We start from the raw sequence: 18,903 nt of genomic DNA on the forward strand, positions 1-18,903 counted from the left end.
TTATTGTTAATTTATTGATGATTGCCAGGCGTAGCTAATTGCTGTATATACCCGTTCCTGATAGCCTCCACCACCGAGCGCGGTGTTAGCACCGAAACGGACTTATTCTCCGGGAGCGGTTCGGCCTCGCCATACCCTTCGGGTGCCCATTTGTAGATACTCCTGTTCGCTACTAAATAAGCATCATTGCTTAGTTGGATAAAAGTACCATCGGGCAGGCTATCAACATTCGCTTCGAAGATCACCTTGCCGTTATCGGCGGTAATTCGTTCAGCGTATAGTATCTCATCTATTTTGCCTATTAACACCTTTTCATCAAAACCATATTGCGGGTTGCCTTTTAGCCAGGCGGTTTTAAAACGTTTGGCATCTTCGCGGCGGCATTCAAAGCAGGGGCGGTGCCCGGCGGCAAAGGCGGTGGCTTCATCCAGGAAGAAAAGTTCGGTCCATAGGTTGGGTGCCATTATTTGGCGATGGCGGTTTTTAAATTGCAGCAGGCATATTATCCATGCTTTGTTTTTAAAGGGGCGTAAAATGGTTTTGCCCTTGCCGTGCAACTGCCCGCGGTTGCCCAGCCATGCGCCGCGTGCCTTGGTTTTAATAATGTCGCCCTGCGGGTTTACGCGGTTTTGCAGCATGCTTAAAGTTTTAAACAGTGCTAATGTACTAAATAAATTAGTATTAACTTCGCGCTTAACATGAGTGCAACAAACCCGGCCATGCAACTGGCAACCCAATACCTCGAAAGCACCAACACCATCGTGTTTTTAACAGGCAAGGCCGGTACGGGCAAAACCACCTTTTTGCAGCAGTTGCGGCAAAGTTCCAAAAAGAAGTTAGCGGTGGTTGCACCAACGGGCGTGGCGGCTATCAACGCCGGGGGTATGACCATTCACTCCATGTTCCAGATGCCATTCGGCCCGTTGATACCCGGCGGTAACGAAAGCCCCGAACAAAGCTATAACGATGAGAAGAAGGAATTGCTTGCCAACCTCGAGCTGCTCATTATAGACGAGGTGAGTATGGTGCGCCCCGATGTGCTCGACCAGATCGACCTTATCCTGCGCAATATCAAAGGCTCGGCACATCCGTTCGGCGGTGTGCAGCTACTGCTCATTGGTGATCTTTCGCAGTTGAGCCCCATTATCCGGGAGGAGGAGTGGCGCATCCTGAACCGTTATTATGCCACGCAATACTTCTTCAGCAGCCTGGCCATGCAAAAGGCCAATTACGTGCGTATAGAACTGAACCACGTTTACCGCCAAAAAGAACAAACTTTTGTAGATATACTGAACGAGGTGCGTAACCAAAGCATCAGTGCTAATAGTTTAGCTTTATTGAACGAGCGGTATTTGCCTGAATTTAAACCCGGTATAGGTGATGAGTATATCGCACTAACCACTCACAACAGCATCACCCAAAAACTTAATACCGAGTTTTTAGATGCTTTGCCGGGAAACGAGTACGAGTTTGCGGCCACCATCCGCGGCGATTTCCCTAAGGATGCTTACCCTACAGAAACCACACTGAAGCTGAAGATCGGCGCGCAGGTGATGTTCGTGAAGAACGATGGGTCGGCAGAAAAGCTTTACTATAATGGCAAGATAGGGGCAGTTACCCGCATAGATGGCGGTATCATATACGTGCAAAGCGGGCATGCCGGCCGCGAGATAGCCGTAGAGGCCGTAGAGTGGACGAACGTGAAATACGAGGCCGCCGAAGAACAAATAAACGAAACCAATGCCGGAACGTTTGCACAGATACCGCTGAAACTGGCCTGGTCTATCACTATACATAAAAGCCAAGGCCTTACTTTTGATAAAGCCATTATTGATGTATCCGAAGCTTTTGCCCACGGGCAAGCCTACGTAGCCCTTAGTCGTTGCCGTACGCTATCAGGTATGGTGCTGCGTAACCCCATATCGGCACAAAACATTATTGGCGACCCGGCAGTGGCGCGCTTCAATAAAGATGCTGAGCAAATAACCCCCGACGAGGAAACCCTGCAGCGCGACAAGCTACGCTACGCACAATTCCTGCTGGCTGAGTTGTTTAATTTTCAGGGGCTAAAGAATGTGTTGAAGGGGTTTGAGCCATTAGCGCCCGGTTTGCAACAGGATATTTTTGAAATTGCCGCCAAATTTACCCGCCGCCCCGAGGCCATGGACAAGGAACGGGTGCAGAAAGCTGCGATCTATTTTACTGATAAACTGCGCCCTGCGATAGAAACGCTTTATGGCAACATTCCGTTGCTTATTGGTACGTCGAAAGAAAAAGCTGCAAAGGCCGACAGGTTAATGCAATGGATGATGGCGCGCTTAAGCTTGATAGAGTATTTTATTGATAATCAGTTTGATGTTGACGCCTATCTCGAGCAAAAGAAGAGCACCCGCACGGCAGCTGTAACCGATAGGTCGCGCTCGTATGTGAAAGCGTTGAACGCCAAACCTAACGAGGAGCTATTCCTGAAATTGATGGATTGGCGGGAGCAGAGGGCAACTACCGATAGGGTAATGCCTAACATGGTAATATCCGAACAAACCGCCGCCGCCGTTGCCGAAAAGCTGCCCGCAACCTTGAAGGCGCTTAGTGGCATAAAAGGTGTAGGCGCGCAGAAAGCAAGCCAATACGGTACCGAATTGATAACCATGATAAGGGTTTATCAGCAGGAGTTATCGGGTGTGGATACCGAGCAGGGGAGTTTGTTTTAAGGAGAAGTGAATGTCGAATGATGAATTTCGAATATCTAATATCGAAGGTACTTCCCGCTTATTAGCTGTTATTTTATGATGTAAGCTTCGTCGGCTTATATCATTAAGTTAGGCGTGCGCATATTGCACCAGCGGTGCAACAAGTCGGTAGAAAGCAAATAGAAAACATTGAAAGCATGCCGTTAGGTATGCAACATCGTTAGTTTCGCACCTAACGGCGCGAATTTATAGGCTGGCTTGTTTGCTAACCACCTTACACCCCTCTGGGGTGACTTAGTATCAGGTGTTTCTCGTGATGGCATGCAAAGCCGTTAACTACTTCAAACTTCACGTGAATTTCATATTCGCTTGATAAACAAGCTACTTTTGCCTATTCTTCATTAAGTTTTTACTTTTGTTTTGATTTTGCCAAGTGGACCGCCACATTCGCTTAAAAAATCGTATTTTTACATCACTTTTCGTTGCGTAATAGTAGCAGGCACCATAACTAATATTATCGTATGAGCAGCATCCACAATAAAGATATCGGCACCAAACAGAAAGCGCTTGCCATCAATCTCGACCCTAAAATTTACGGCTCTTTTGCAGAAATTGGGGCGGGGCAGGATGTAGCGGCGAACTTTTTTAAGGCCGGTGCATCTTCCGGTACCATTGCCAAAACCATGTCGGCCTACGATATGATCTTCTCCGACGCTATTTACGGCGCGCAGCAGGGCAAACGCTATGTTACCGAGAACCGCCTGATGTCGATGTTGGAGAAGGAGTACGACCTGCTAATAGAGCGTTTAGCCGCCCAGCGTGGCGATACTACTAACTTTTTTGCTTTTGCAGATACCGCTTCGGCGCTTAACTACCATAAAACCAATGATGGCCACGGCTGGATGGGCGTGCGCTTTCAGTTAGAGCCTAATGGCGCTTTTAACGATGTAGTGCTGCACGTAAAAATGCTGGATAACGATACCAATATGCAGCAGCAGGCGGTTGGTATTTTGGGTGTGAACCTGATATACGCCTGCTTTTACTATAACGATAACCCGGCGGTTTTCCTGCTATCGTTAATGGACGACCTGAGCAAAGATCGTATACAGATAGATATGATACGCTTTGAAGGGCCAAACTTTACCAAGGTGGATAACCGCCTGATGAGTTTGCACCTGGTAAAATACGGCTTTTCGGATGCAGCGCTATTTGGCCCCAACGGCAAAAACCTGCAACCATCTGAGGTGCTTTACAAAAAACATATCGTGGTGATACGCGGGCGTTTCCGTCCGTTAATTAATGTACACCTTGATATGTTGAACACCGGGGTTAGGCAGTTTATGCAGGAGCCGGATGTAGATAAAGACAATGTGGTGGTAGTTACCGAGCTCACGCTACAGGCCCTTAAAGAACGCAATGCCGACGACTCCGCCGATATTGACGAGAAAGACTTTTTAGATAGGGTAGATATCCTCTGCTCATTAGGGCAAACCGTATTGATATCAAACTTCCACGAGTATTATAAACTGGTAGCCTACCTATCGAAGATAACGAAACTGAAAATGGGCGTTGTACTGGGTTATCCCAACCTGGAGTATATCTTTTCGGAAGAGCATTACAAAGATCTGCCCGGTGGTATTTTGGAGTCCTTCGCTACGCTGTTCAGCCGTAATGTGAAGCTGTTTATTTACCCTACTCTGCGCGATGGGGTAATTTGGAACTGCCTGCGTTTTTATCCGCCACCACATCTTATTGATCTCTACCGCTACCTGATAGCCAATAACAAGATAGAGGACATACGCCATTACAAAGAAAGTAACCTGCACGTGGAAACAGATCGTGTGCTCGACCTGATCAAACAGGGAGCCGAAGGCTGGGAGGAATTTGTACCTAACGAGGTGGCCGCCATTATAAAAGAGCGCTGCCTGTTCGGTTACCATTGCGAAGCGCCGGTAATTCCGGCACCTGCTTCTGAGGCAGCACCCAGCAACGATACGGTTACCAGCGAAGCATAATTTCAGATCAGATTTTCTTTAATGGCCAGCTTGATAAGCGCGGCTGTGTTTTGTACGCCAAATTTAGCCAGCATGTTTTTGCGGTGCGAGTTTACGGTGCTTACGTCTACAAAAAGCTGTTCGGCTATTTGGGGGTTGGTTAGCCCGTCGGCGATTTTTTCTAATACCTGTTTTTCGCGGCGGGTGAGTGGGGGCAGTTTGCCGGTATCGGCCTTGCGCAAATACAGGCTTGCCGAACGGCTAAAGTATTGCTTACCTTTTACAACCGTGCGTATGGCCTCGGTTATTTCGTGTTGGGCAGCGTCTTTTAAAACATAGCCGCTCGCGCCGTTCTCCATCATTTTTTTGATGATACCCGCCTGGTTATTGATGCTGAGGGCTACAACACAAACTGCAGGATAGAGGGCTTTCACCTGTTTGCATAATTCTAAACCATTCATATCAGGCAGGTCTATATCCATCAGTATAACGTCGGGCTGGAAGCTTTTGAGGCGGTAGAGCAGATCGGTGCCGTTGTAGAAATGCCCGGCGCAATTGATGCCCTCCTCATCTGCCAGTATAGCCATAATGCCTTCTTTTACCAGCGGGTGGTCTTCCACCATTAAAACCTGTATCATGTTAAAGGTATTTCTATGTATACGGATGTACCCTGTCCCTCGCCCGATTCCACATCCAGCTTGCCCTTTAGCGCATCTATACGGCTGCGGATGTTTTTGTAGCCTATACCCATGGCAAAGTCGGCCTGTTGGGTATCAAAGCCCTTGCCGTCGTCTTCTACCGTAACCTGCAAGGTGCCGTCTTTGGCTATGAGCTGTACAATAATGCTCTGCGCATCAGCATGTTTTAACGTATTGGTGATCAATTCCTGCACCACGCGGTAAACCGATATTTTGATGGTATTATCCAGTTCTATATTCTCCATCCCCATGCTGTGATAGCTTACGGGTACTAAGCCGCTTTCATCTGCCTGGCGGCAATAATCTTGCAGGGCTTCGTTCAGGCTTAGCTTCATCAGGGTCTCAGGCATCATATTGTGGGCCACGCGCCGTAGTTCAGCTATCGATTCATCCAGCATGGCCATGCTTTTTTCAAAGGCGATGGCATTGTCTTCGGATATTACAAAGTTCTGTTTCATGCGTTTAAAAGAATATTTTGCGCCCGAGAGTATACCGCCCAGTCCGTCGTGCAGGTCTTTGGCCAGCCTGCTGCGTTCTTCTTCCTGCCCCTTAATTACCGATAGCGTGGCCTCTATCTGTTTCTCATTCTCCAGCTGCGTTATCTTCTGCTGCTGAATAAGCTTTTGCTGCTCGTTCACCCGTTGCCGGTTGCGTATCCATAAAAAGAAGAGTACCAGCGCTGTGCAGGTAAGTATTAAAGATATACCCAAAATATAGGCCGTACGGCGTTTCTGCGCTATCTCTGCCGATTGCAACTGTATCAATGCTTCCTTTTTGTTGGTTTCGTAACGCGCTTCGATATCGTGTGTTATTTTCAGCAGGTCGGTATTAAACATCAACTGTTCCAGCGAATCGGCTTTGGCGGTGAACACTTCCGACTGCTCCACCGCGCCGCCCGCCAGCAGTATTTTGCCGTAAAGTTGGTAGCAATCCATTAAGCGCTTGCGGTTATTATCGGCCGATACTAAGGTTATAGACCGTAGTATGTATTGCGCGGCCTTATCCAATTGCTTATGGTAATAGCTATCAGCCGCCAGCCAATAATTAGCTATGGCAAGCCTGTCGTTACTTTGCAGCCGGCCGGCCACCGTGGCCAGTTTAGCGGCAAAGTTGCTTAAACGGGGATAATTGCGGCGCTGTACGCAATGGGCGCAGTAGCTTTGCAGGGCATCGGCAAGGGCCGCATCATCATTCAGTTTTATAGCAAGGTTTATTATTTGGTTGTTTATCCCGTCCGATTCGTCGTATCGTTTCAGCTTCCACAGTATATCTACCTTGTTTACCAAATGGCTCATATAAAAGCCATCCTTGTTGTATTGCGATATGGCGAGCGCTTTATCGGCATAAAGCAGAGCCTTCTCCTGCCTGTCGGTTTGGGTGAATATCGAGGCAAGGTTGGTATAAAAGTTAGCCATTTTGGTGCTGTCGGCAAATTTTTCGAAAACCACCATAGCTCCCAAATAGCATTGCATGGCCGAATCCAATTGCTGCATCAGCCCGAAGGTGTTGCCCATATTTTCGAGCATAATGCCCCGGCGCATTTCATCTTTACGCTGCGTGGCCAGTTTAACGCCCTGCCTCAGCAGCAGCATGGTGGCGTCGTATTTTCCCTCCATATTCAGCAGTTCGCCCTCGCTGGAGTAATAACGGATAATGCCTCGCGTAAAATCCAGTTTTTTTGCTTAGCTCAAGAGCTTGCACATAGTAAATGCGGGCTTTTTTCATGTCGTTATAGGCGAACTCGTCGCCTATATGGTTCAGCAGTTTTACTTTGTTGGTATCATCTTTCGCGGTCCGTGCCTGCAGTATGAGGCTGTCGCTTTTTTGCAGGGGCGATGATTGCGCAAAGCCATGCAGCGAGGCCATCAGCAGGCTGAAAAAGGCAAATATGGATAAGGTGCGTTGCATTGATGTTGAAAGATAAGCTATCGTTTTATCTGTTCAAAATTACTTATCGGCCCGACCAAAAAATTCCCCCTTTTGGTGGAAATATATTGTGTATCAACGCCTCTACTTTTGGCATATCACAAACCACCACATCATGAAGAAGTTTACCATACTGTGCTGCTCAGCACTGCTTATCCTAAACCTTGGCAGCAAAAATGCCTCTGCGCAGGATGCTCCATTCAAAGCCTACAACAATTACGATTTTGTACCCGGTCCAACTATAGTTTTTGAAGATGATTTCCGCAGCGACCAGGATGGCGAGTTCCCCGCACACTGGAATTTAGATGAGGGGCAGGGCGTGGTAAACAAAATGGGCGACGATATGGTGTTCGCTATTACCAAGTACTCCAGCGTTTACACCCCGCTTATAAAAAAGCCTGTTTATTTGCCTTTGCAATACACTATTGAGTTTGATACCTGGCTGGATGCTGCCTACGATAGCAACGAAGGCGCTTTTATAGAGTTCCGTAAAGGGAAAGAAAAGATAGGAGGGCTGTATACCAGCCATAGCCAATACCGTATGGATATGCCCGGCAAAAGCCTTGCCGGCGACCTGCCCGCAGCCCTTGGCGGCGATGGCTACCACAATAAATGGCACCACATAGCCATTGCCGTGAACGGGAACCAAATGAAAGTGTATTGCGACCAGTACCGCGTGCTGGTAGTACCCAATAATAACTTTAAGGCCACAAATATAGCCCTGGGCGGCAATGCCAGCGATAATATGCCCATGCTGGTAAAAAACTTCAGGATAGCCGAGGGCGGCGGCATGAATATGCTGGGCAAGAAGTTTACCGATACCAAAATAGTTACCCACGGCATCAATTTCGACTACAACAAAGCCACCATAAAACCCGAAGGTATGGGCACGCTGAACATGATAGCCAAACTGATGACGGAAAACCCCGAAGTGAAATTTGAGGTAGGCGGCCATACCGACGGCGATGGCGACGCCACCTATAATCTTAGCCTTTCGCAGCAACGCGCCGAGGCCGTGCGCAAACAGTTGATCGCGCTGGGTATTGCCGATAGCAGGCTTACCGCTAAAGGGTACGGCAAAACAAAGCCCATTAGCGATAACGCAACGCTTGCCGGCAAGGCCAATAACCGCCGTGTGGAATTTGTGAAGATATAACCAGCATACTATCAATGAAATATAATAAATATTTACAGTTATGAAAAACATCTATTTAATGCTTTCAGCCCTCGTTGTGCTGTTTGCATCGTGCCAGAAAGAAACCGTAAAGCCAAAAGAAGAAACACCAAGCAACCAATTTGTGCTTAACGGCACTACGTATACATCGGTAAGCGCCAGGTTCCGGATCATGAACCCCATGTTTGTGGAATTGCGGGATTCGGCCATGTCGGCAGATAAGCAGAAGGCTGCTATTGTAGAGACCGTGTTTTACGGCGGCGCTACCCGCCCTGCCGATGGTAACTATATTTTGGCCAGCGATTCGGTAGGTTTTGCCAGTCCGAAGTCCACTCAAATTATATTGAGCATTTTGGAGGTAGATCTTACCGCCAAACGCGTAAATTATTACCACGTAAGCAACCCGGGCGGCACAACGGCTACGCTAAGCGGTGCATCATCAAAAATGGTGGTGAAGCACGAAAAACAGAACCTTTTTTACAACAGTTACACCACCACCTGAGAAGAAATAAACGGTGGCGCCTTTAGCAAAGCAACCATAAGCGCCGCTACCTATACCGAGGAATAACTCCTAACAAAAATATCAGCCTCTTATCACACATGAAAAAGCTATTGCTGTTCGCCGCGCTGTTTTGCGCCAAAGCCGCCTTTGCACAATCGCCCTTTTATCCCGTAACCGAATCTGAGCCTGTGACCGTAAACGGTTTGCGGGCGGGTTATACCATCACCGAAGAATCTGTTAAGGAGGTAGGTAGTAAAGGCGACTTTAGCCGTTATAAGATCAAATTCTACGTTACCAATACTACGCCCGAGGCGCGTATACTTTACCGCAGAGCGGGTTTGTTCAACAGTGCGGGTTCGGCAAATTCGGTGGCGGCTTTGTTTAAATGCGCCAATGCAACCGGGGCGCGGTTCACTAATAAACAGCAAACGCTTTATATGCAGCCCTGCCAAATATTAGCAGGCGTGGAAGATAAGGATTGCGCAACGGGCAAAACAGTAAAGAACACCCGCTTTGTTGACCTGGGCTACTGGATAAAGCCCGGCGAAACCATATCGGGCGGTGGTATAATGATCGTGCCCCTGAATCAGAAGCCGGTAATGTCGGTGACCTTTTACCCCGAAATAGGCAGCGACCAGGGAACCTTTGTAACCCCACCCGCTGAGGAACGCCAGCCCGAGCAAACCGGCATGGGGCTGGCAAGGGTAAAAAACTATTCGAACAGTAACTACCTGCACATACAGTATGGCCCGGTTGCCTGCACCAATATTGATTTTAATTGGTGGAGCGCACAATGGGACATATTGTACGTGCCCGGCACCAACTACGTGCGCATACGCAACCGCTGGAAGAACAGCTTCATCAGTACCGATAATATGGACCTGATATCGGAAGACGGGCGTTCGCAACGATCTATGTGGGTGCTGGAAGAGACGGGAAGCAACGGCACTTATTTTATAAAAAATGCCGAGGATAATGCCAAACTACTGATCCGCAATGGTAAGCTTGCTATTGAAACCGGCAATAATACCAATTACAATGCCCAATGGCTGATAGAGAAACTATAAACCATAACCTTGATATGAAAAGAATTTATTTTACCCTGGTGATCCTGTTGGCTGCTGCCACACTACATGCCCAGCAAAATGGCGAGCGTCCTTACACTGCGGCCGAGAAAGAGCGCTGGCAAAAACTGTCGGACGGGCTTGGCGCTGCCTTCCCTAAAACGTATAAAGACTGGGCCTTTGACCCATGCAATTGCCGCGATTTTATGTTATGGGCCGAATTTAATAAAGCAAAGCAGCCGTTAACGGTAGTGGACAATAAGAACCAGCCGGTGGGTAATCACCCGTATTACGAGATAAAATTTATAGACGACACCGAGGAAACCGAAAATGCACTGAATGCATTGGAAGTTGAAGCCGTGCAAAATATATCCGACAAGACTAAATACCAAAGCTTGCTGGCGCATACACGCTTTTGCTAATTACACTATAAGTTCGACAGCCGGGTATCGGGCAAATACTAAAAAGATAAAACTCGATTTGCCCATAACAGGCTATGCGTACCTGTACCTTGTACCCGTGGGTCCTGAGCTAATGGGTGATGAAGGTGATAGCGTTGGCCAATATGATATGCATATGGACGAAGCACTGGTGATTTTAACCCCCGCGCCCGTTAAAGTGATATCGACACCGTTGGTTGGTAAACGCAATTATATTTCCGACGAAGTGATACCCGCTAAAGTCCCCGAAGCTACCATGGGGGCGGTAAAAAATATCGTGATATGGATAAAAGGAGATGAACAAGGCGTAAGAGAAGTGATAGCTAAAACAGATTGGAAAGCCTTGCAGGCGATGATGGGGAAGTAGTTGTCCCTCCGGAGTTGTTTAAAAGCAAGGGCTGGTGCGATTCCTTCCTTTGGGAAGGTGGAGGAAGGGGTTAATAGATATGCAAATTAGATAAGCATATCCACTAACCCCTCCCTGCATTTGCGCTCATTTCCCGCACACCCCTCCCCGAGGAGGGAATTCTGTTGTTATCATCATCATTCTCCGGACGGCGAAATATCCTGTGCATTCCAAACCTTGAAGAAAGATTTGTTACTGCCATTACCGGCCGAGGCGTAATCGCAAAGGGTTACGCTTACCGGTTTGGTGCCGGTTTCGGTGTACGATTCGGGCATGAAGTCGGCCTTGTAAAGCAACCATATATCGTCACCGATAGAGTTGGTGGCTTCCGTTAGCTTGATATAGCCATCGGAATCTGCAACCGGAGTTAACACTGCTTCTATTGCAGGGGCACCCAAACGCGCGTCACGCGTTAATACTATCGGGCCGCGCATAATGGCAATACTTCTATATGGGCTTGCTGCTTTTATGATGCGGCCGCGCATATCCAGTTCCAGCGTTATTTGGTCACCCTGTTTCCACAGGCGTTTTATTTTGGCGTACGTGCCGGGTGTTACGCCATCAATAGCGCTGCCGTTTATTTTTACGATGGTTTCTTTGCTCCATTCGGGTATGCGGATAGCTATCTCCATTTCTTCGGGCTTGTTTAATTTAAAGGTGAAGTTTATAGCGCCATCTTTAGGGTAGGTGGTGCGCTGTGTTAATTCCAATGGGCGCATTTTGGGTGTGCTTACCACGTACTCTCCATCCGCAAAATAGTTTACCTGTATACCTGCTTTGGTGCTTTCTACAAATCGTAGGGGCAGGTTAAACAACCCTCGCGGGCCGCTGGCTTCACAACAGTTCAGGCCCATGCCGCACTGCTCGCTTCCGGGTAAACGCTGCCCGTTCAAAGGTGTATACTTGGCCCAGGTGGTGCCGTGTGCGCTATTGGCAGCAAGTAAGGCGTTGTAATAAGTGCGTTCGGCTTCGTCCGCATATTTTGCCTCGCAGGTTAGGCGTAGCAATTGGCCTGTTAGTTTCAGCCAGGTTACGGTTACGCAGGTTTCCTGGTAGTGGTTTATAGGCTGGCTTTGTAGGGCCCTACCGCCGAACCATGTTTCGGTAGCAGCGCCTGAACCTGCAATGTTTATCTCGGTATCGCGGATGTTCTGCCAAACATCTTCTACCGCCTTTTTGTACGTTTCATTCCCGGTAATGCGGTATAGTTCCAGCAGCCCCTCGTAGCACGACATCATTTCGTAAGCCTTTTGTCCCTGCTCGGGCCCGTACCAGTTTTTAGGGCGCGGGAAGCGTTCTGCCACGTTCACTTTAGCTTTACTGATGAGTTGAGGGCCTTGTGGGGTTTCCCATTGGCGCACTATCTCTAAGGCGAATTCGAGGTATTTTTTATTGTGCGTGCGGTTATACAACAAACATATTGGCTCTAAAACAGAGGATGCCGCCATGCCTTTGTGGTTGCCTTTGTTTATAATCAGCCCGTCGCGTTTTTTTATTTCGCTGATGAGGTTATCGGCTATTTTCGCTGCACAGGTTAGGCTTTTTTTATCATAAGTGATATCGTAATAGGCCAAAAGCCCAAGCATGCAGTATTTGCTGCCCCAAATATCCCATTCTTCTAAGCGATGCTCGGGGGCGTAATTGCCAATATAGCCGTCGGGAGTTTGCGTGGCCAGCAGGCTTGTAACTGCGTTATCCAATATTCTTCGCAATTTTTCGGTCGGGCTGTAGCGGTAGGCTAAAACGGCAGAGGTGAACCATTTGCCCCAAAATTCGCTTTGCCATTGGCGAGTTTCGGTACGGTTCTCGGGTTTAAAAGGTGTTATAAGCCGTTGCACATCCTGCGCCATTACGCGGTTATCGATCGCTTCTTGCAGGCGAGTACCCAAGTAGCCGTTCAAGTGTACGGTAACGGCGGGTGTGAGGGCATCAGCTACAGGTTGTGGCTTAATATGTTGCGCTAATATATTGGTACAAAAAATAAACAATAAGCATAGTGATGCACAAACCTTTGCAGTAGTTTTTCTCATTATCGTAAGGGTTATAATAGGTTGACGAAGAGGTGACTAAGTTACCCGGTTTAAATTTAGGGTATTTTAACTCAACCCGGAATAGCTGGTTGGTATGTTAAATAATAATTAAATCGAAAATGGGTGTAGCGAATACGAATAAATGCCCGTACTATAGGAAACTAACAACCGATATGAGAAACTTTAACATGATTTGCGGCCTGTTTATGGCCTTTTTAACTGTAAGCCTTGGATCTTGCAAAAAAAACGACGGTCCCAACGAATCGATAGTGGGCATCTGGAAAGAACCTGCATCGCCAACAGGCTACGTACGGAGCGTTGTTTTTAAAAGCGATGGCACATTCCTGGCATCGTTCAATTACTATGCACCCGATCCCTCCAATAATACTACTATTGAGTTTGATGGCAGGTATTCGGTAAAAGGAGATAGCCTTATCACCGGTGTCACAAAAATAGCCGATAAGAATAAAGATGGCACCACTTATCCGGCTGTACAACCTGCCAACCATCCGCTTTACGAATTTGCTACCTTTAGGGTGAATACCAATGTACTAACCATTAATTACACAACTTATCCTGCAGATGCGCCGGTAGCCACCGAAGTGAAATTCAACAGGTTCACCAATTGATAGTAATTAAATAATACCTAAACCATTAAAATAGATAATATCATGAATGTAAAAACAGCAACGTCGGTTAAGCAATTAGTACTGGTGATTCTTTCCTTTACGGTTTTGCTTAGTGCATGCAAAAAAGATAAAAAAGTAAAAACGGATGAACCGCGCGAGAAAGGGTTGTTCACCAGTTGGATAATTGATCCGCAGGTGCCGGGGTCTGAACAAACACTTTATTTTGACCGCGATAGTACTTTTTATATGCGGACGTTTACTTACAGCACCGACCTGGTAATATCAAGCCATGAAGTATTAAGCGGAAAATTCAGGACAAAAGGCGATAGCCTGAAATTTATGGTGACGCAACGAAAGTCGAAAATTGGCAACGCAGAGGAGGTAACTACGCCCGCAAACGACAAAATTTATGACCATGCTGTTTTCCAAATAAAAGATAACAAATTGATATTGAAATATGATAGTTATCCGGCAGATGCGCCCGTAGCAACTACAGCTACTTACAGAGAGTATTTGATTGCTTTATAATTATTTAGATATTTGAATATGTATCGTCGCGCCCCAAGCGATAATCGGTGTAATCATTCCTAAATCTGTGGAATCCCAAAAAAATAAGAAAGAAATATTGGGCGATACTCCCGGCGTTGATGCCTTTATGGCTAAGCTGGATCACCCCATGAAGCCGGTGCTGCAAGCCTTGCGCGAGGTTATTTTAGCCACGGACGAATCGGTAGGAGAGCACATCAAATGGAACGCGCCAAGCTTTTTGTACATCGGTGATATGGCGCCGTCTGATCCGAAAGCGTATAAGCGCTATATTATTGTATCTAACTTTTTTAAAAAAGACTGCATCAGGCTGGTATTCCCAAGTGGTGGAAAGGTAAGCGGCACTGAGGGCTTGCTTGAAGGCGATTATGCCGACGGCCGCAGGTTAGCTCACTTTTACAGCCTTGAAGATGTGGAAGCTAAAAAGCCGGCGTTGCAGCAGTTTATTAAAAGCTGGCTAACGATGGTAGAGAAGTAGCTACAATTGCCGGGGATGCCTTATCAAGTTCGCCTCCCGTCACAAATGCGTTACAGAGTTAATTCAAGCCTCTAAATTTTTAATCAGCACGCAAATATTTGGTAATATTAGCCGTGGGTAAACCGTTTTGCTATAAGCGATTTATCATTATCGCTTAATTAACACCAACACAAATGATTAGATCTTTAAAGAGCGCTTTGCTAACGCCTTCGTTTGCCTTTATGGCGCTTGCTGCCGCAGCACAAACGGCACCAGGCCCCAAACTGGTGGAGAAGGTAACCAAAAAGGGGACCGAACTGGTTATCCCTTACGAAAAATATGTATTGCCTAACGGCTTAACCGTTATACTGGCAGAAGACCATTCGGACCCTTTAGTACACGTAGATGTTACCTACCACGTAGGTTCGGCCCGCGAAGAGATAGGTAAATCGGGTTTCGCGCATTTCTTCGAACACATGATGTTCCAGGGGAGCGAGCACGTGGGCAACGGCGACCATTTTAAGATCATCACCGAAGCAGGTGGTACCCTTAACGGCTCTACCAATACCGACCGTACCAACTACTACGAAACAGTGCCGGCTAACCAACTGGAAAAAATGCTGTGGCTGGAAAGTGACCGCATGGGCTTCCTGCTTGATTCGGTTACGCAACGCAAGTTTGAAGTACAACGCGCTACGGTAAAGAACGAACGTGGCCAAAATTATGATAACCGCCCTTACGGTTTGGCCGGCGAATACACCGAGAAGAACCTGTACCCTTATGGCCACCCATATTCGTGGCTAACCATAGGCTATATTGAAGAACTGAACAAAGTTGGCGTAAACGACCTGAAGAACTTCTTCTTAAGGTGGTATGGCCCCAACAACGCAACCATCACCATTGGCGGCGATCTTGACCCTAAGCAAACTTTGGCCTGGGTGCAAAAATACTTTGGCGGCATTCCGCGCGGCCCGGTGGTTAAAAATGCATCGTTCCCCTTGCCGGTACTTAGTGCCGACAGGTATGTATCTTACGTAGATAACTATGCTAAACTTCCTATGCTGGCCATTACCTATCCCGGCGTGAAGGTATACGATAAAGATATGTCGCCATTGGATGCTTTATCAGAAATTATAGGGCAGGGGCGTAACTCTATTCTTTATAAGAATTTTGTAAAAACGCGTAAGGCAGCACAGGCAAGTATGACTTCGCGTAATTTGGAACTGGGCGGCGAGGTTACCGTGCGTGTGATACCGTTCCCCGGTCAAACTTTAGCTGATGCACAAAAAGGTATAGCCGAAGCCTTTGCAGAGTTTGAAAAAACAGGCGTGAGCGATGACGCGCTTGAACGTTTTAAAGCCAGCTCCGAAGCAAACTACATCAACGGCCTTGCCAGCGTAAATGGCAAGGTATCTGAACTTGCCCAGGCGCAGTACTTAACAGGTAACCCTAACCAGATTGCCCGCGAACTGGCCGACATCCGCGCGGTTACAAAAGCAGATGTAATGCGCGTGTACAACAAGTACATTAAAGGCAAACCTGCTGTAATATTAAGCGTATTGCCAAAAGGCGGTACTATTGTGGCCGCAGCCCCCGACAATTATACCATCAATACCTCGGGTTATAAAGCGCCCGATTACGGTTACAAAGGCCTGGTATACACCAAAGCTAAAGACAACTTTAACCGCGCTACTAAACCCGGTGTGGGTGCTAACCCTGCCATTAAAATTCCGGCCATGTGGAGTGCAACTACGGCTAATGGCATTAAGATGATCGGTACCCAAAACAGCGAGATACCATCGGTATCGATGCAGATTGGTATTAAAGGGAGTGGTTTGTATGCTGTTAACGGTTCGGTTAAACCCGGCGTTGCAGGTTTGGTTGCCCGTATGATGAATGAGGATACCAAAAACTACACCTCAGAGCAATTTAACTCCGAATTGGATAAACTGGGCAGCGAAATTTCTTTTAGTGCCGGTGCCGACGAGATATTCATCGAAGTATCGTCGCTTACTAAAAATCTGCCTAAAACTATGGCTTTGCTTCAAGAGCGCTTGCTGAGCCCTAAGTTTACACAGGATGCGCTTGATCGTTTAAAGAAACAAGCCCTTGAAGGATTTAAACAAGCCAAAACTCAACCCGCAGGTGTAGCGTCAACCGTTTTCAATAAAATACTTTATGGTACCGAGAACGTACGCACTTACGCTACCAACGGTAATGAGGAAACCGTAGCGGGTATAACCTTGCAGGATATTCAGGATTATTATGATAAATACTTCACGCCATCGCAAACTAAAATTATTGTAGTTGGCGACGTAAGCGAAGCCACTGCTAAAAGTAACCTGGGCTTTTTAGATAAATGGGCGGATAAAAAAGTAAGCCTGCCAACGCCTGAAGAAGGTAAAAGCTTTGATAAAACCACGCTGTATGTGGTTGATATCCCTAACGCGGCACAATCTGAAATTCGCATTGGCTATTTAGATAAGCTGAATTATGATGCTACCGGCGATTACTACAAACTGGGTATTGCCAATTATATTTTAGGCGGAGCTTTCAATAGCCATATTAACCTAAACCTGCGCGAAAAACGCGGCTGGACCTACGGCGCCCGTTCAAGCTTTTACTCAACCCGTTACGGAGGTAATTTTACCGCCTATGCCGGTGTATTGGCTACCGCTACGGATAGCTCGGTGGTAGAATTTATGAAAGAGATACGCAACTACCACGATAAAGGTATTACACCCGAGGAGTTGAAATTTACCCAAACCTCGTTAGGCCAAAGCGATGCCCGCCGTTACGAAACCAACTACCAAAAAGCGGCCTTCCTGTCGTACATATTAGAGTATAACTTGAAGCCAACTTATGTTGATGAGCAGAATAAGATATTGGCCAACATTACCCCGGCAGAAGTAAACCAGCTGGCCGCCAAATACCTCGATACTGATAAGATGGTGATTCTGGTAGTTGGCGATAAAGCCAAAATATTACCAGGCCTGCAAAAATTAGGTTACCCAATTGTTGAATTGGATGCCGATGGAAAGCCGAAGCAATAAAAAGTAGATAGTCCATAGTCAATGGTCCATAGACGATAGTGCAAAGGTTAAGTCCTCAATTTCTATGGACTATTGACCATCGACTATGGACTTAAAAAAGCCGCCTCTGAATATATTCAGAGGCGGCTTTTTTGTTACCGTATTTTCACCTTGCTCATAAGGTGTTTTAGCGCTTGTTGTATTCCTTAAAGTTGTATAGCTTTAATTTAGATTCCGTTCAAATTATTTAACCACCTGTGTGCCTGTTTACTCTGTAAGTGGGTATGCATAAACCTTACCCTTATGAAACAGAAATTTGGCTTTACTTTAATGGACTTTAACGAATTTGACACTTGGCTAAAAGCCTTGCAGGTATCCCGTACCGTGCTATTTGTGCAGGAGCACCATACCTATAGCCCGGCTTATGCGCAGTTTAATGGCAATAACCATTTCGACCTGCAGCAGGGAATGAAAAACTATCATGTAGCCCACAACGGCTGGAGCGATATTGCCCAGCAATTCACCACCTTCCCGGATGGTACCATCATGACCGGGCGGCCCATGGAAGTATCGCCGGCATGTATCTTCGGTAGAAATGCCAACTCGGTATGTATCGAAAACCTTGGCAATTTTGATATAGGGGGAGATGCCATGACATCCGCGCAGCGCGATACTATTGTGAAAATGACCGCCCTGCTTTGCAAGCGTTTTAATATTAAGGTTGATGATAAAGGCATTGTGTATCACCATTGGTTCGACCTTGCTACCGGCGAACGTAATAATGGCACCAAGAATAATAAAACCTGCCCGGGCACAAATTTCTTCGGCGGTAATAAAGTAGCCAATGCGCAGGCTAACTTTTTTCCGTTAGTAGCGGCTGCTTTAAACGGCACTACGCCGCCCATTCCAACTCCACCTTCGGCAACACTGCTAAAGTATGTAAGCGTAACGGCGTCAACTCTAAACGTACGTGTTGCGCCAAACCCATCGAGCGCAAAAGCGGGTGCACCTGTAGTTTTAGGCGCAGTGCTGAGGGTTTACCAGGAAAGTAACGGCTGGTATAAGATATCGGCAAGCCAAAACCAGTGGGTAGCTGCCCAATACACTAAAGTGGTGCAGAGGGCCACTGTAACAGCCGATACTTTAAATGCGAGGAGCGGCCCGGGTACTACATTTGCCAAAGTTGGCGCTTACCCCAAGGGGCAGGAACTGTTTATTGAAAAAGAAGAAAATAAATGGTGCAAAATATTGATGGATAGTAAATGGGTGAGTAAAGATTATCTATCATTTGCATAATAGCAATGATCTATTAAAG

General features: G+C 46.9%; 17 protein-coding genes. 12 read left to right on the forward strand and 5 right to left on the reverse strand.

Annotated features, from left to right (window positions below):
• Positions 1 to 11: 11 nt before the first annotated feature.
• The gene (locus BC343_RS01100) at positions 12 to 638 is read right to left on the reverse strand and encodes a hypothetical protein (RefSeq protein ID WP_078345873.1); all 627 of its coding nucleotides are present in this window, start codon (positions 636 to 638) and stop codon (positions 12 to 14) included.
• Positions 639 to 698: 60 nt separating this feature from the next.
• On the opposite strand from BC343_RS01100, the gene BC343_RS01105 reads away from it, so the two are divergent.
• The gene (locus tag BC343_RS01105) at positions 699 to 2,711 is read left to right on the forward strand and encodes an AAA family ATPase (protein WP_078345874.1); all 2,013 of its coding nucleotides are present in this window, start codon (positions 699 to 701) and stop codon (positions 2,709 to 2,711) included.
• A 500-nt stretch (positions 2,712 to 3,211) separates the two neighbouring features.
• Entirely contained in the window at positions 3,212 to 4,705 is a 1,494-nt protein-coding gene (locus BC343_RS01110; protein WP_078345875.1) for a nicotinate-nucleotide adenylyltransferase, read from the forward strand.
• Between the two features lie 2 nt (positions 4,706 to 4,707).
• Here BC343_RS01110 and BC343_RS01115 read toward each other — a convergent pair whose 3' ends face one another.
• Genes BC343_RS01115 through BC343_RS01125 form a run of 3 tightly spaced genes read right to left on the reverse strand, consistent with a single transcriptional unit; the run spans position 4,708 to position 7,290 of the window.
• Positions 4,708 to 5,322: a response regulator gene (locus tag BC343_RS01115; protein ID WP_078345876.1), complete on the reverse strand. Its 615-nt coding sequence runs from the start codon at positions 5,320 to 5,322 to the stop codon at positions 4,708 to 4,710.
• Positions 5,319 to 6,998 (reverse strand): tetratricopeptide repeat-containing sensor histidine kinase, encoded by a 1,680-nt coding sequence (locus BC343_RS01120; RefSeq protein WP_078345877.1) that lies wholly within the window; start codon positions 6,996 to 6,998, stop codon positions 5,319 to 5,321. The genes BC343_RS01115 and BC343_RS01120 overlap by 4 nt, the downstream gene beginning before the upstream one ends.
• The gene (locus tag BC343_RS01125; protein ID WP_078345878.1) at positions 6,949 to 7,290 is read right to left on the reverse strand and encodes a hypothetical protein; all 342 of its coding nucleotides are present in this window, start codon (positions 7,288 to 7,290) and stop codon (positions 6,949 to 6,951) included. Before BC343_RS01125 ends, BC343_RS01120 begins: the two co-directional genes overlap by 50 nt.
• Before the next feature lie 133 nt (positions 7,291 to 7,423).
• Here BC343_RS01125 and BC343_RS01130 point away from each other — a divergent pair, with 133 nt between their 5' ends.
• From BC343_RS01130 to BC343_RS01150, 5 genes are all read left to right on the forward strand, one after another.
• Positions 7,424 to 8,464: an OmpA family protein gene (locus BC343_RS01130; RefSeq protein WP_078345879.1), complete on the forward strand. Its 1,041-nt coding sequence runs from the start codon at positions 7,424 to 7,426 to the stop codon at positions 8,462 to 8,464.
• A 40-nt stretch (positions 8,465 to 8,504) separates the two neighbouring features.
• Positions 8,505 to 8,984, forward strand: a complete 480-nt coding sequence (locus BC343_RS01135; protein WP_078345880.1) for a hypothetical protein — start codon at positions 8,505 to 8,507, stop codon at positions 8,982 to 8,984.
• A 98-nt stretch (positions 8,985 to 9,082) separates the two neighbouring features.
• Positions 9,083 to 10,051, forward strand: a complete 969-nt coding sequence (locus tag BC343_RS01140) for an RICIN domain-containing protein (RefSeq protein WP_078345881.1) — start codon at positions 9,083 to 9,085, stop codon at positions 10,049 to 10,051.
• A gap of 14 nt (positions 10,052 to 10,065) precedes the next feature.
• Positions 10,066 to 10,470: a hypothetical protein gene (locus BC343_RS01145; RefSeq protein ID WP_143822024.1), complete on the forward strand. Its 405-nt coding sequence runs from the start codon at positions 10,066 to 10,068 to the stop codon at positions 10,468 to 10,470.
• Between the two features lie 58 nt (positions 10,471 to 10,528).
• Positions 10,529 to 10,855, forward strand: coding sequence for a hypothetical protein (locus tag BC343_RS01150; RefSeq protein WP_143822025.1), 327 nt, complete (start codon positions 10,529 to 10,531; stop codon positions 10,853 to 10,855).
• Between the two features lie 176 nt (positions 10,856 to 11,031).
• Here BC343_RS01150 and BC343_RS01155 read toward each other — a convergent pair whose 3' ends face one another.
• Positions 11,032 to 12,924 (reverse strand): glycoside hydrolase family 127 protein, encoded by a 1,893-nt coding sequence (locus BC343_RS01155; protein ID WP_078345884.1) that lies wholly within the window; start codon positions 12,922 to 12,924, stop codon positions 11,032 to 11,034.
• A 173-nt stretch (positions 12,925 to 13,097) separates the two neighbouring features.
• Between BC343_RS01155 and BC343_RS01160 the strand changes: the two genes are divergently transcribed.
• The 5 genes from BC343_RS01160 (at position 13,098) to BC343_RS01180 (ending at position 18,884) form a co-directional block, all read left to right on the forward strand.
• Positions 13,098 to 13,553, forward strand: a complete 456-nt coding sequence (locus tag BC343_RS01160) for a hypothetical protein (RefSeq protein WP_143822026.1) — start codon at positions 13,098 to 13,100, stop codon at positions 13,551 to 13,553.
• A gap of 42 nt (positions 13,554 to 13,595) precedes the next feature.
• Entirely contained in the window at positions 13,596 to 14,081 is a 486-nt protein-coding gene (locus tag BC343_RS01165) for a hypothetical protein (RefSeq protein WP_078345886.1), read from the forward strand.
• Positions 14,082 to 14,148: 67 nt separating this feature from the next.
• A complete protein-coding gene (locus tag BC343_RS01170; RefSeq protein ID WP_078345887.1) occupies positions 14,149 to 14,577 on the forward strand; it encodes a DUF1801 domain-containing protein in 429 nt (142 codons plus the stop codon).
• 173 nt (positions 14,578 to 14,750) lie between these two features.
• Entirely contained in the window at positions 14,751 to 17,609 is a 2,859-nt protein-coding gene (locus BC343_RS01175; protein WP_078345888.1) for a M16 family metallopeptidase, read from the forward strand.
• Between the two features lie 282 nt (positions 17,610 to 17,891).
• Positions 17,892 to 18,884, forward strand: coding sequence for an SH3 domain-containing protein (locus BC343_RS01180; protein ID WP_078345889.1), 993 nt, complete (start codon positions 17,892 to 17,894; stop codon positions 18,882 to 18,884).
• The last annotated feature ends 19 nt before the right edge of the window (positions 18,885 to 18,903 follow it).

Origin of the sequence: Mucilaginibacter pedocola (genome assembly GCF_002013915.1) — a bacterium.
In the GTDB taxonomy this organism is placed as follows: Bacteria; Bacteroidota; Bacteroidia; order Sphingobacteriales; family Sphingobacteriaceae; genus Mucilaginibacter; species Mucilaginibacter pedocola.